Here is a 13352-nt window from a genome sequence, read left to right as displayed (position 1 = left end):
ACAAAAAGGCCGCCAGCAGGATAACCCCAGGGAGTTTCCAGATGCCCGCCTATCGTTCCAGAACCTCAACCCACGGCCGCAACATGGCCGGCGCACGCGGCCTGTGGCGCGCCACGGGAATGAAGGACGGCGATTTCGGCAAGCCGATCATCGCCATTGCCAACTCCTTCACCCAGTTCGTTCCGGGTCATGTGCACCTTAAGGACCTTGGCCAGCTTGTCGCCCGCGAAGTCGAGAAGGCTGGCGGTGTAGCCAAGGAATTCAACACCATCGCGGTGGATGACGGCATCGCCATGGGGCATGACGGCATGCTCTATTCGCTGCCCTCGCGCGAGATCATCGCCGATGCGGTCGAGTACATGGTCAATGCCCATTGCGCCGATGCGCTGGTTTGCATTTCCAACTGCGACAAGATCACGCCGGGCATGCTGATGGCTGCAATGCGCCTCAACATTCCGGTGATCTTCGTCTCCGGCGGCCCGATGGAAGCGGGCAAGGCGGTGCTGGCTGACGGCACCACCAAGGCTCTGGATCTGGTGGATGCCATGGTGGCAGCTGCCGATGACCGCGTGTCCGAAGAGGATGTGAAGGTCATCGAGCGCTCCGCATGCCCGACTTGCGGCTCCTGCTCGGGCATGTTCACCGCCAATTCGATGAACTGCCTCACCGAAGCGCTGGGCCTTGCCCTGCCGGGCAATGGCTCGACGCTGGCTACCCACGCCGACCGCAAGCGCCTGTTCGTGGAAGCCGGTCACCTGATCGTCGATCTGGCCCGCCGCTATTACGAGCAGGACGATGAGAGCGTCCTGCCGCGCAGCATCGCCTCGTTCAAGGCTTTCGAAAACGCCATGACGCTGGACATCGCGATGGGCGGTTCCACCAACACGGTGCTGCACCTTCTCGCTGCCGCCTATGAGGGCGAAGTGAACTTCACCATGGCGGACATCGACCGCCTGTCGCGCCGCGTTCCGGTGCTCTGCAAGGTCGCGCCCTCCGTGCCGGATGTGCATATGGAAGATGTGCACCGTGCCGGTGGCATCATGGGCATTCTGGGCGAGCTGGACCGCGCCGGCCTCATCGACACTTCGCTGCCGGTGGTTCATGCCGCCAGCATGAAGGATGCGCTGGACCGCTGGGACGTTGTACGCACCACGAGCGAAGCCGTGCACACCTTCTATTCGGCAGCGCCCGGCGGCGTGCCGACACAGGAAGCCTTTTCCCAGTCGCGCCGCTACACCGAAGGTGTCGATACCGACCGCAAGAACGGCGTCATCCGCTCCGCTGAGCATGCCTTCTCCAAGGACGGCGGCCTTGCGGTGCTCTTCGGCAACATCGCGCTGGATGGCTGCATCGTGAAGACGGCAGGCGTGGACGAGAGCATCCTCAAGTTCTCCGGCCCGGCCTATATCTGCGAAAGCCAGGATCAGGCGGTGAGCGACATTCTCACCGGCAAGGTCAAGGCAGGCGACGTGGTGGTCATCCGCTATGAAGGCCCGAAGGGCGGCCCCGGCATGCAGGAAATGCTCTATCCGACGAGCTACCTGAAGTCCAAGGGGCTGGGCAAGGCCTGCGCTCTTATCACCGATGGCCGCTTCTCCGGCGGCACCTCGGGCCTGTCCATCGGCCACGCATCTCCGGAAGCGGCGGAAGGCGGTGCCATCGGTCTGGTGGAGCATGGTGATCCGATCGTCATCGACATCCCGAACCGCATCATCCGCGTGGATGTGAGCGACGAAGTGCTGGCTGAGCGCCGCGCGAAGATGGAAGCCAAGGGCGCTGATGCCTGGAAGCCGGAAAAGCCGCGCACCCGCAAGGTCTCGGCAGCTCTCAAGGCCTATGCCGCCCTCACCACTTCGGCCGCCCGCGGCGCCGTGCGTGATGTGGAGCAGCTGACCCGCAAGTGAGGCCGTCAAAGGCCTAAAGTAAAAAGGCCGCCGGTCATTCCGGCGGCCTTTTTGCTTTGACGGCTCAAGGCAACTGCCTTCAGTTCCTGCGGCTGCGCGCCTCGCGCTCCCGTATCTTGCGGCCGTAAATCCAATCGCCAAGAACGGCAAGGCTCACCGTCACAAGCATGCCGAAAAGCAGACCCCAGCCGAAAATGTAAGAAATGACGATGCCGCCGAAGAAGCCGGCGATCATGCTCATCAGTTCAATAAACGAGTTGCGTTGCATGGTGGGCTTCCGCCGGTTCCTGCAGGGCTGATAAGCAGCAATGTCTCTGATCCGCAACTTTGGTATGTCAGAGGGGGCTATCTTGTCACGTAAAAACCTCAGAAAAGCAGATGGTTGCAGTTGTTTTGAAATGAGCCGCCAGATCTGATGGAAATTCGAAGCGCGTCTTGAGAAGTGAGCTTCGTCTCATGAGAAGTTTGTTTCTTCAATTTGAAACTTTGTACGGAAAATAGCGCGCCATGGTTGAACTTGCGGTGTGAAGACGCGGCAGATGCGGATGCTGATCCGAATCAATTTTGACCGGATCTGATACATCTTGTTCCGCTATGTGACGTTTCCTGCTTTGCGCCTCTCAGCCTTCAGTCCCGGCCCGCATCACCATGCCAAACAGGTCGCGCGGATCATCCGGGTCGGCCAGAAGATCCAGCATCTCGCAATAGGGCAAATCCTTTAAGAGCCCACGCAGATAACGCAGGGCAGAGAAGTCCTCCACCGCGAAGCCGACTGAATCGAAGAGCGTTGTTTCCAGTGCGGACCGGCGGCCAGGCGCTTCTCCGGCGATCACCTGCCAGAGCTCTGTGACAGGATGATCAGCCTCAAGCTGCTGAATTTCGCCCTCGATGCGCGTTTGGGGCGTGTATTCGACAAAGATGGACGAGCGCAGCAGTATGTCCCGGTGCAACTCCGTCTTGCCGGGGCAGTCGCCGCCCACCGCGTTGATGTGCTGGCCGCTGGCCACCATGTTGTCCGTCAGGATGGTGGCACGCTGCTTGTCCGCCGTCACCGTGGTGATGATGGAAACGCCTTCGACTGCCTCTTCCGCCGTGCCGCAAAGGGTGATGTCGAAGCCGAAGCCTTCAAGATTGCGGGCGCAGCGGTTGCTGGCCGCCGTGTCGATATCGTAGAGCCGCAAGCGGTCCACGCCGAGGATTTTGCGGAAGGCGAGGGCCTGAAACTCCGATTGCGCACCATTGCCGATGATCGCCATGGACCGGGCGTCAGCCGGAGCAAGGTATTTTGCCGCCAGTGCCGACATGGCGGCAGTGCGCAGGGCGGTGAGGATCGTCATCTCCGAAAGGAGCACGGGATAACCCGTCTCCACCTCTGCCAGCACGCCAAAGGCCGTCACGGTCTGGCGGCCGGTGCGGGTGTTCTTCGGGTGGCCGTTCACATACTTGAAGCCATAGGCAACGCCGTCTGATGCGGGCATCAGCTCGATGACGCCTTCGCGGGAATGGGAGGCGACACGCGGCGTCTTGTCGAACAGCGGCCAGCGCCGGAAATCTTCCTCGATCACGCGTGCAAGCCCTTCGATGAAGGCTTCGACGCCCACCGCATTGAGAATGCGCATCATGTTGCCAACGCTGACGAAGGGCACCAGCGCGAGAGGCGAGGGGCCGGCTGTGCCGGATGGCTTGCAGGTGCGGTCATCTTCTGGCTCCGGTTCAGTAGCTGCGGGTGGGGCGGTCCATGACGCGCCGTCCGAAGAGGCTCGCGGTCAGGTCCACCATCAGGCGGGCGGTGCGGCCCCGGTCATCGAGGAAGGGGTTCAGTTCCACCAGATCCAGCGAGGTCACGAGGCCGCTGTCATGCAGCATCTCCATCACCAGATGTGCCTCGCGGAAGGTGACGCCGCCCGGCACGGTGGTGCCCACCGCCGGGGCGATGTCCGGATCAATGAAATCCACATCAAGGCTCACATGCAGGAAGCCGTTGGCGCGGGCGCAGCGCTCCAGAAATGGCTCCAGCAGGCGTGCGATGCCGCTCTCGTCAATGGCCCGCATGTCATGGGCGGTGATGCCAAGCTCCCGGATCAGTGCCCGCTCCGGCGGATCGACCGAGCGCAGGCCCAGCAGGCAGAGGTTGCCCGGTGATACGGGTGTGTCCAGCTTTTCGTCCAGAAGCACGTCAAAGCCCGGCAGGCCGCAGGCAAAGGCAACCGGCGTGCCGTGCAGATTGCCACTGACCGTGCTCTCGAAGGTGTTGATGTCGGAATGGGCATCGAGCCACAGCACGAATTGCGGCCGCCCCGCGCCCGCCGCGTGGGCTGCGTGCCCGGCCAGTGTGCCAAGGGCAAGCGCATGGTCGCCGCCCATGTAGATGGGCATCTGCGGCCCTGCAGCCAGCGCCCGGGCCTTGCGGTAAAGTGCCCGCGTCCAGCCGGCAACGGCGCGCAGGTTCTTCAGCTTCGGGTCCGTGTCCGGCACATCAAGTGCTCCATCCGGCACAACGTCGCCGTGGTCTTCGACGGCAAGGCCGAGTGCCACCAGCTCTTCCTGAAGGCCCGCAGTCCGGTAGGCCGCCGGTCCCATCAGGCAGCCCCTGCGGCCTGCGCCTGCCTCCACCGGTGCTCCAACAAGCGCAATCTGCGTCATCCTTCGGCCTCCTTCGCTGCGTATCTGCATCTCCTTTAGAGTGCAGGCATCAGATGGCAGTCTGAAGACGGAAAATTGATCACTCTGGGCAGCAGGCCATGCAGAGTGATAAGCTGGACTTTCCAAACTGGAAGAATGGCGCATGCTGGACGATACGGATCTTGCGTTGATTGCCGCGCTCAGGGCAGATGGCCGCCGCTCTATCTCGGATCTGGCGGTTGATCTGAAGCTTTCGCGGGCCACCGTGCGGGCGCGTCTGTCGCGGCTGGTGGAAAGTGGTGAGATTCAGGGCTTCACCGCCGTGCTGCGCAACGAAGGGCAGGACCTGCCGATCCGCGCCATGATGATGCTGGCCATCGAGGGCAAGCGAGCCGATGCGGTGATCCGCCGCCTGAGCGGCATGCCGGAAGCCCGCTCGATCCACACCACCAACGGCCGCTGGGATCTGGTGATTGAACTTGCCACCCCCGACCTCGCCTCCTTCGATGCCGCCCTCCACCGCATCCGCCTCATCGAAGGCGTCTCCGCCACCGAAACCAGCCTGCTGCTGTCAGCGGTGAAAACCTGGCGGCGGTGAGACCTGACGGCCCCTGATCCAGCGCTGAGGGGCGTCCGGAGCGCTTCAGAGCGCTGGAAAACGTGCGCGTAAGGAGCGGGCTTGCGGACTGTCCCAATGGGCGATGAGCTGATCCCGGAGGGCCGCGTGTGTGGAAACCTCCATCGAGGCATTGGCGATGAACCGCCGGAGGCGGGATGCTCGGATGCCTTCGTTGGCAACATGGCCTGCCCGGCCAGGATAGCGCTCATATTCAGCACGTGGCATGGTCTTGCCAAGGCGGTCGAGGATCTCTCCTTCCTCATTGGTCTTCGGTACGGCCTTGTGATGCAGCGCGACGACTTGCCAGTCCCGGCTGAAGACCGGTGCGCCGGAACTGCCTCTTTCCGTGTCGGCCGTATACCAGCAGAACTGCTCCTCATCGGCTGACTTTCCCAGCAACAGAAAATAACTGTTGTGCAGGGCGATGCACTTCGGCCGACCATGAGGATGCTGAATCACGCTGACCGGATGGCCCTCAAGGATCTTGCCCTCGTCCAGCAGCGGATGCCAGCCAAAGTTCGTCAACGGAACGCCGGTATCCCCGACCGGAGAAACAGCCACGAGCGCGAAGTCATGCGCCCTGTCGGCAAGCCAGAACGTGCCTGGATCGAGCGCATATTCGCTGGTCGCTGAGGGAATTCCAAACTTCTGCTCCTCATGACCAAATACTGCGGTTGCTGCAGCGGCCATAGTGGGCGTTTCAAGAACATGCTGATTGGTAAGCAGCAGGCCAGATCCAACCAGGAAGCCTGTCCCGCTGATTGTGCCACCTGCGATCTGTACGCAGGCAATGGCCCTTGCAGCAAGTTGCCCGGCCTCCAGAAACTCGACCGATAGCAGGTCGCTGGTGCCGATCAGCGCTTCCTGGCCCAGATCGTCATGGCCTGAGATCAGTGCACGCTGGCGCTCTGGCGGGCGGCTTTGCCCTTGCAGATAACGGTCAATACGGGCCTTTGTTTCTGTCGGTGAGACGAGGCCTTGGCTGGCATACTTGAGTGCCTTCTTCAGATTGCGCAGATTTTTCTGGACGCGCCCCGCAGCCGCTTCTGCGAGCTCATCTCCCAGTTCAGAAATTGTGACTGTGCCCTCTTCCCGCATGACGCCCTCCTCGAGAGCTGGTGTATTGAATGTTATGCAATTTTAAGTATAGTTAACGAAAGGGAAGTGGGGAAGGGGTAAGTCATGGCAGAGAAAATCACCTATGCTCAGTATCTGGCAATTCTACTGGATCCCGCGTCAACGGACGAACAGATTCTTGCCGTTGCCAAAGTTCAGGCGCGCCGTCATGGTCTTGACTTTGCTATTGTTCCAGACCCGAAAAAGGTGGAGATCCCACCTGAACAGGCAGAGCTGGAAAGCGCCCTTGGTATCGGCAATAACCTAGAACGCTGGCGGCGCTGGGTTCGGTTCCGCAACCGTTTCAACTCAGGTGAAAATCTTCCCGTTATCGTTGAAGAGGGCGACAGCTGGCATCAGTTTCCCTTGCTTGTGAAGGATGTTGTCGACCACCTAGGTAAGGACTACCTCATCTATTCCGTTTCTGCGGCCGGAGATACTGCAGAAAACATGGTCTACGGTCCTTTGGGTAAGGGGGAACGAGTATCTGGCCTCCCTTTGGCAATACCGGGACAACGTGAAGGGCTTCCTGTTTTCTGCCGCTGGAAACGACATCATTGGCGAAGATCCGGTCACCGGGAAGGCGGCGCTGCACGACATTCTGAAGCCGTTCAACAGCAACGAAAAAGATGTGTCAGGACATATCAATATGGCTGTTCTTGGTGAAAAGCTGGCTTTTCTGGAAAAGGCTTACCGGAATGTGATTGCCAATATTCGCCAGTACAAGGAATTCAAGAAATTGCCGGTCTTCATTCATGGCTATGACCACGCCTATCCTGAATTGAAGCAGGCAAAGGATCCGAGAAAGCCAAAGCATGCGAAGCGGGACGAATGGCTCGGCGAACCGCTGGATGCGCGGGGCATCGTGGATGATGCCCTGAGGCGCAACATCATCAAGTTTCTGGTGGATGCGCTCTATGACATGCTGGAGCGTGTGGCGGGCGATCCCAAGCAGACAGATATCTGGCTTGTCGATTGCCGGGGCGCTATGCCGGATGTGACAGATTGGATCGACGAGATCCACGGCACGGACGAAGGTTTTGGCAAGGTGGCGGCAAGGTTCCGCAAGACGCTGAAGAAGGCTGGCGTCTGAGGACATTGATAGAATTTCCCGGCGCAAGTTCTGCGCCGGGGGGCTTGAGCTTACGCCCGCCGCCTCTTCACCAGACGGGTCACCACGTTTTCGATGATGCGGTGGCCGGCTTCCTGGTCGAGAGACATGATGCTTTCCGGGTGGAACTGGACGGCGGCAATCGGCTCGCTGGTGTGCTCGATGGCCATGATCACGCCGTCTTCCGTTTCTGCCGTGACGCGGAAGTCTGCGGGCAGCTTGTCCTTCTTCGCAAAGAGCGAGTGGTAGCGGCCGACCGTGACCGGCGAGCTCAAGCCTTCGAACAGCACCGAATTGCCGGTGAGGGTTATGGGGGAGGGCTTGCCGTGCATTGGCACGTCGAGCTGGCCGAGTTCCCCGCCAAGCCCTTCGGCGAGAGCCTGCAGGCCAAGGCAGACGCCGAACAGCGGCAGGGCGCGGGCGCGGGCACGGCCGATGGTGGCGGCGCAGTCGAAGTCCTTCGGGCTGCCGGGGCCTGGGGAGAGGACCACCAGATCCGGGTTCACGTCATGGAACACATGGTCGGCAACGGGCGTGCGGTAGGTGACCACATCGGCGCCGGTCTGGCGGAAGTAGTTGGCCAGCGTGTGGACGAAACTGTCCTCGTGGTCCACCAGCAGGATCTTGAGGCCCGCACCTGGCTTCTTCTCGCGCACGGTTTCCGTTGCCTTCACGGCCAGCCCCGCCTCGCGCACAGCAGCACGCATGGCTTCGGCCTTCAGCTCGGTCTCGGCCTCTTCGTCTTCCGGGATGCTGTCATAGAGCAGCGTGGCGCCAGCGCGGATCTGGGCAACGCCATCCTTGATGCGCACGGTGCGCAGAGTGAGGCCGGTGTTCATGTCACCGTTGAACAGCACGGCGCCGATGGCACCGCCATACCAGGCGCGGGAGCTCTTTTCGTTGTTCTCGATGAACTCCATCGCCCAGCGCTTCGGCGCGCCGGTCACGGTGACAGCCCAGGCGTGGGAAAGGAAGGCGTCGAGCGCGTCCATGTCCTCGCGCAGGCTGCCCTCGATATGATCCACTGTGTGGATCAGGCGGGAGTACATCTCGATCTGACGGCGGCCGATGACCTTGACTGAACCGGGCACGCAGACGCGGCTCTTGTCGTTGCGGTCCACGTCCGAGCACATGGTCAGTTCTGCCTCGTCCTTGGCGGAGTTCAGCAGCTTGCGGATCTGCGCCTCATCCTCGATGGCATTCTTGCCGCGGCGGATGGTGCCGGAGATGGGGCAGGTTTCCACCCGCCGCCCACCGGTGACGCGCACATACATCTCCGGCGAGGCGCCGACGAGATATTCCGCATTTCCGAGGTTGATGAAGAAGGAATAGGGTGAGGGGTTGATCTGCTGCAGGCGGCGGGAAACAGCCGAAGGCGGATTGGCGCAAGGCTCGTAGAATGTCTGGCCCGGTACGGTCTCGAACAGGTCGCCCCGGCGGAAATACTCCTTGGCCCGGTCCACGATCTTTGCATATTCGCCCGGCTCATGGTCACCCCGGCCCGGATCTTCATTGGCCGGTTGATAGTGTTGCTTCTCCCCGTCGCGTGGCAGGCCATGGGTGCGCTTGCCATCCACCTCGAAGTCATATTCCAGCACATAGGCGCGGCGGCCATGGTGGTCGACGATGAGGATCTCATCGGGCAGGAAAAGCACCAGATCGCGCTGGTCTGCCGGGCGCTTCAGCTTCAGTTCGATCGGCTCGAACTGGAAGGCAAGGTCATAGCCAAAGGCCCCGTAAAGGCCGAGCTGATCATCATCGCAGGCGAACAGCTCCTTGATGGCACGCACCACGGAGAAGGTGGAAGCCTGACGCGAGCGGTCTTCCTCGCGGAAGGGGGCAGCGGGCTTGCGCACCGTCAGCGTCATGCGGCCTTCGGTGGAGGTGAAGTCCTCAACGTCCGGATGGGCGGCCAGAACGCGGGCAACGGCGGGCAGCAGGACAAGGCCGCGGGCGTTGAGGGCGCGGATTTCGACGTTTCGCCCTGCCGATTCCAGCACCAGCGGCGGATTGACCAGCGCCATGTCCCAGCGGGTGTAACGGCCCGGATATTCATAGGAGGAGGAGAGGACCGCGCCGCGCTCTGCATCCAGCCGGTCGATCCAGCGGGAGGTTCCTTCCGCATAGTCTGCCGGACGTGCGCCGCGTGTGACGGCAATGCCGCCCTTGGTCTTGAAAGTCTGCTCAGCCGGTACCGGCATTCGTCCATCCTCCAGTTCAGGTCCAGGCCTTCCCCAGCCAGGCCCCAGACAGACCAAAGGCCGCCTGCGGGTCTTGCCGCGGCGGCCTTTGGGTCAACTTCGATCACGTCAGAACATGAGAAATCGCAAGGCCGCCAATCAAGCGTCCTGCCACCACCAGCCCATGCGGATCATCTGCGTGTTCATGCCGTTTGCGTAGCGCGGCTACAGGCGGCAGGCAACCGGGGAGAGGACCTAAAAATCACCCTCGCACCACTTCCCGCGCCCCTGTTGCAAAATAGACCAGTCGCTTCAAGCTTGAATTATTTTACAGGCACGCAGAGCGCCAGCATCCGGTCATGTGCTGCGGCGAAGCCTTTCAGGGAGACACCGAAGACAATATTCTGGCCGCTGTCATGGACCCTTGCAGTCAGCTTCAGCGTGTTGCCTGTCCTGAGGGCATTGAGGGCTCCAGCATCGAAGGTCAATTGCACGATGCTGCCTGCGGACAGGCATGTTGCAAAAGGCACTGGCTTGGTGACGGGACCATCGTCGATCTGCAGCGTAACGCCATCGGTGAGCCGCAGGCCAAGGGGAGCACCAGATTGCACTGGAACTGCTCCGCCGAAACGCAGGCCAGTTCCATCGCCAGCACGAGCTGATTGGTGTCCTTCGTACGCTGCTGCTGGGTCATCAGGCAGGCCCGGCCTTTTTCGGTTTCAGAGCACAGCACGGCCCAGTCATCGTATGTCTCGTTTACCGAATTTCCTCCGGCGGGCTGTGTGGATGAGGTCTGTACGGAAGCCATGCATATCTCCGGAGGTTTGGTCGTGAGGCAATGTGTTTTGGTTGAGCTGCTCTGATACCAGCTCCCGAAGCGCTTGTCTTATCGAGAGTGGGTGGCCAGTCCGGAGCAACGGTGGTCTCACGGCATCATGCATCAGGAGAGTGTGCATGAGCTGCCGCATCACACGATGAGGACGCGGCAGCTCTTTGTGAGGAAGTGTTGGATCGTGTTTGCGATGCTTGCCGGCGGCGCAATCTGATGCTGCGCGACCGGCCGCTCCATCGTCTCAGAACTGGACGCGCAATCTCGCATTGGCGCCGTGCTCCTGTGCAATCTTGCCGAACTGGCCGCTGTAGGTGACGCCCAGCGTCGCGGAAGGTGAGAGGCTGAAGTCCGCGCCGGTTTCCACGAGAGCAGCGTTGCGGTCGAGCGGCGTGCCGGTCACGCTGAAGCTGCTGCCGGTGGCAAACCGTGCCGTTCTGGTGGCATCGAGATCGCCGAAAGCATAGAGCCAGCCGAGGGAGCCGCGCAGGCTTGCAGTCACCGGCCCGAGGTTCACATCCGTCGAGGCGCGCATTCCAAGAGTGGTATAGGTCGTATCGCTCGTGCTGCTTCCGATGGTGAGTGCGGAGATGCCGCCCGTTTCGGTGAAGCCGCCCGTCTTCAGGTGGGTATGGGCCAAGCCTGCGAAAGGCTCGAATGCGGCGTAGGCCGTCTCGATGCGGTAGCTGACCTCGCTAAAGGCGTTCAAGCTGGAGGCGTCATACTTGCCTTCAACGGTTTCTTTGAGGACACTGATGGCGCGCTTCGTGTTGACTTCATACCAAGTGTAGCTGAGGCCGGTGCGGATGGAGAGGGCGTCCCAACTGGTGCCTGCATAGGCGCCAGCATGATAGTTGCTGCTGTTGCCCTTGCTGCTGCTGTCATCGAAATACGAGCGGCTGAAGCCGCCGAACACGCCGGCCCGCAGATTACCGGTGATGATCGCATCGCCGCCCGCCAGCATGCCGGCATTTGTCATGCCGGTTGAGGAGCCGCCATCGGTGGCACCAGCCTGGCCCCAGGAGCCAAAGCCGTTTGCCCACACGGCAAAGCGGTCCGGATCGGCGGGCACTTCCTTCTTTTCAAAGGCGGCGAAGCGGTCGTCTGTCACGGTCTTTTTCTTCGCCATAGCCCAGAACCGGCACGGTGGGGGCTGCCACGCCACTGGTAACGGTGCGGACGCGGGCGTTGACCGTGTTATTGACAGATGTGTTGATCTTCACGAGGCCGCTGTTCATGTCGGCATGGCTCTGGCCGGAGAGCTGCTGCAGTGCTCCGGCCCGCTGACCGGAGGCCAGTCTCGAAACCGCAGAGGTCACAGCGGCAGGTGCCGTGCCGGTTTGGATTGCAGAGGCAACAGACGACTGGTTCGGCGTCAGGAATCCAGACTGAGAACCGGAGGCCCGCACCAGGCGTATGGTGCCGTTCGTCTCGTTATAGGCAACCTCGTAGCCGCTGACGTCACCCCATTCGACCGTCGAGAAGGTGCCGGTGAGGGTTGATGCCGTTAGGATGGTGTAGCTCTGCGCGGTGGCTGTGCCGGAAAACTGAAGTGCTGCGCCGCTGGCGATCGTCACGGTGCCGGTGAGGTTGATGGCATCACTGCTGTTGCCCGATACCTGCACCACATAGGTGGAGCCGCTTGCAAGATTCAGGTTGCCGTTCATGGTCAGCGTGCCCACTGAGCCGTCAAGCCCGGGCGACAGCCTGCCGCCATTGCCGATGGTAATCGTGGAACTGCCCGTTCCGATGGTTCCCGTTCCGGCCAGCGTGCCGCCCGCCAGGGCGTTGATGGTGCCACCGAGCGATCCTGTCACGTATAGCGTGCCACCGGAGACATTCGTTTTGCCGCTGAAACCGGAGCTGTCGCCGGATAGCTTGGTGCTGCCCGCCAAATGCTCGATGGTGCCTTGGCCGGTAGCATTGGATGGACGGGCAATCGACGTTGAGAAATCGTAGTCCGTACTGGTGTGGTTGAAAACGAGCTTGCCGTTGCCATCGCCGAAGACAAGCGACGCAGCATTCAGTTTTCCTGCGGCAGCGGCATTGGAGCCGGTTTCTGCGCCGATATTTAAGGTTCCATTCGATTCACTATCGGAAGATGCAATATTGACTGCGCCATTGTATTTGCCATCCAATCCAGCCGCGCCAACCCTAACCTCACCGCCATCCGCGATTGTCACCGTTCCGGTGCCATAATAGCCCACATCAAGCGTTGAGCTGTTCGTCCAGCTTGAGACGTTCCCGTTGGAGTCTGCTCCCGTGACGGTGACAAAACCGCTGCCGTCACCATCCCCGATATAGCCGGACACATTGCTGACAGATCCGCCAGCGGTTATTGTAAGCGTGCCGGTGCCGTCTTCGCCTACGTAGAGCTCATCGTCGATTGTCCAGCTGGAGCTAGCTCCCGTGACTGTGACCGCGCCTGTGCTGCCGTCAAAGTGGCCGATGAAGCCATGCATACTGCTGACAGCGCCGCCGTTCTCGATCGTCAGTGTGCCGTTGTTGATTCTGCCTATTAAGAGGCTCTGGCTATTCGTCCAGGTTGAACCAGGCCCCGTGACGGTGGCCGCACCGGTGATGCCGGATGGATTGCCGATATCGCCATCTCCGATATCGCCCCTTGTATTGCTGATCGTGCCGCCATCGCGAATGATTAGCGTGCCGTCGGTGTTCCGGCCTACAGAAACGTTGGTGTTATAGTTTACTGGCGTCGTAATGACAGTCGCCAGAGCACCTTCAATGATCTGCTGTGCTTGTGCTTCCGCCAGAATGCAGCAAAAGGCTCCGGTGGAAGCCAGAAGCAACTGGCGCGTGCGATGGCGAGGCTTCCGGGGAGAGGGAATGCTCTGCTGAATTTCGGAGAGATGTGACATCAGGGGACCTGCGAGACAAAAGGTAAGCTTTGGCCGTCGTCTAATATGGCGATGCACGCATTGTGAAGCGGCTGTTTCCGACACATCCTCCAATT

General features: G+C 61.0%; 12 protein-coding genes. 4 read left to right on the top strand and 8 right to left on the bottom strand.

Annotated elements, in window-relative coordinates; translation table 11 throughout:
* Positions 1 to 41 precede the first annotated feature (41 nt).
* Entirely contained in the window at positions 42 to 1904 is a 1863-nt protein-coding gene (gene ilvD / locus ACQB61_RS11610; protein WP_430512728.1) for a dihydroxy-acid dehydratase, read from the top strand.
* Positions 1905 to 1983: 79 nt separating this feature from the next.
* Here the strand turns inward: ilvD and ACQB61_RS11605 are convergent, their stop codons facing one another.
* The 3 genes from ACQB61_RS11605 to rocF all read right to left on the bottom strand — a co-directional run bounded on the left by ACQB61_RS11605 (position 1984) and on the right by rocF (position 4547).
* Positions 1984 to 2172 carry a hypothetical protein gene (locus ACQB61_RS11605; protein WP_430512727.1) on the bottom strand — a complete coding sequence of 63 codons (189 nt, stop codon included), beginning with the start codon at positions 2170 to 2172 and terminating at the stop codon, positions 1984 to 1986.
* Between the two features lie 352 nt (positions 2173 to 2524).
* A complete protein-coding gene (locus tag ACQB61_RS11600; protein ID WP_430514359.1) occupies positions 2525 to 3526 on the bottom strand; it encodes an ornithine cyclodeaminase in 1002 nt (333 codons plus the stop codon).
* A gap of 91 nt (positions 3527 to 3617) precedes the next feature.
* Positions 3618 to 4547, bottom strand: a complete 930-nt coding sequence (gene rocF, locus ACQB61_RS11595; protein WP_430512726.1) for an arginase — start codon at positions 4545 to 4547, stop codon at positions 3618 to 3620.
* Positions 4548 to 4692: 145 nt separating this feature from the next.
* Here rocF and ACQB61_RS11590 point away from each other — a divergent pair, with 145 nt between their 5' ends.
* The gene (locus ACQB61_RS11590) at positions 4693 to 5124 is read left to right on the top strand and encodes an Lrp/AsnC family transcriptional regulator (protein ID WP_430514358.1); all 432 of its coding nucleotides are present in this window, start codon (positions 4693 to 4695) and stop codon (positions 5122 to 5124) included.
* Positions 5125 to 5169: 45 nt separating this feature from the next.
* On the opposite strand, the gene ACQB61_RS11585 is transcribed toward ACQB61_RS11590, so the two are convergent.
* Positions 5170 to 6243, bottom strand: a complete 1074-nt coding sequence (locus ACQB61_RS11585) for a trypsin-like serine peptidase (RefSeq protein ID WP_430512725.1) — start codon at positions 6241 to 6243, stop codon at positions 5170 to 5172.
* An 84-nt stretch (positions 6244 to 6327) separates the two neighbouring features.
* Between ACQB61_RS11585 and ACQB61_RS11580 the strand changes: the two genes are divergently transcribed.
* The gene (locus ACQB61_RS11580; RefSeq protein ID WP_430512724.1) at positions 6328 to 6927 is read left to right on the top strand and encodes a hypothetical protein; all 600 of its coding nucleotides are present in this window, start codon (positions 6328 to 6330) and stop codon (positions 6925 to 6927) included.
* Positions 6911 to 7354 carry a hypothetical protein gene (locus tag ACQB61_RS11575; protein WP_430512723.1) on the top strand — a complete coding sequence of 148 codons (444 nt, stop codon included), beginning with the start codon at positions 6911 to 6913 and terminating at the stop codon, positions 7352 to 7354. Before ACQB61_RS11580 ends, ACQB61_RS11575 begins: the two co-directional genes overlap by 17 nt.
* A gap of 50 nt (positions 7355 to 7404) precedes the next feature.
* Here ACQB61_RS11575 and ACQB61_RS11570 read toward each other — a convergent pair whose 3' ends face one another.
* The 4 genes from ACQB61_RS11570 to ACQB61_RS11555 all read right to left on the bottom strand — a co-directional run bounded on the left by ACQB61_RS11570 (position 7405) and on the right by ACQB61_RS11555 (position 13257).
* Positions 7405 to 9573 (bottom strand): anthranilate synthase component I, encoded by a 2169-nt coding sequence (locus ACQB61_RS11570; protein ID WP_430512722.1) that lies wholly within the window; start codon positions 9571 to 9573, stop codon positions 7405 to 7407.
* 302 nt (positions 9574 to 9875) lie between these two features.
* The gene (locus ACQB61_RS11565; protein WP_430512721.1) at positions 9876 to 10163 is read right to left on the bottom strand and encodes an invasion associated locus B family protein; all 288 of its coding nucleotides are present in this window, start codon (positions 10161 to 10163) and stop codon (positions 9876 to 9878) included.
* A 462-nt stretch (positions 10164 to 10625) separates the two neighbouring features.
* Entirely contained in the window at positions 10626 to 11492 is an 867-nt protein-coding gene (locus ACQB61_RS11560; protein ID WP_430512720.1) for an autotransporter outer membrane beta-barrel domain-containing protein, read from the bottom strand.
* Positions 11464 to 13257: a hypothetical protein gene (locus ACQB61_RS11555; protein WP_430512719.1), complete on the bottom strand. Its 1794-nt coding sequence runs from the start codon at positions 13255 to 13257 to the stop codon at positions 11464 to 11466. Before ACQB61_RS11555 ends, ACQB61_RS11560 begins: the two co-directional genes overlap by 29 nt.
* Between the last annotated feature and the right edge of the window lie 95 nt (positions 13258 to 13352).

The sequence above is a fragment of the Pannonibacter phragmitetus genome (genome assembly GCF_050510895.1).
Taxonomy (GTDB): Bacteria; Pseudomonadota; Alphaproteobacteria; order Rhizobiales; family Stappiaceae; genus Pannonibacter; species Pannonibacter phragmitetus_B.
The sequence above is the reverse complement of the archived record's forward strand: the minus strand, read 5'-3'. Positions and strand labels throughout refer to the sequence as shown.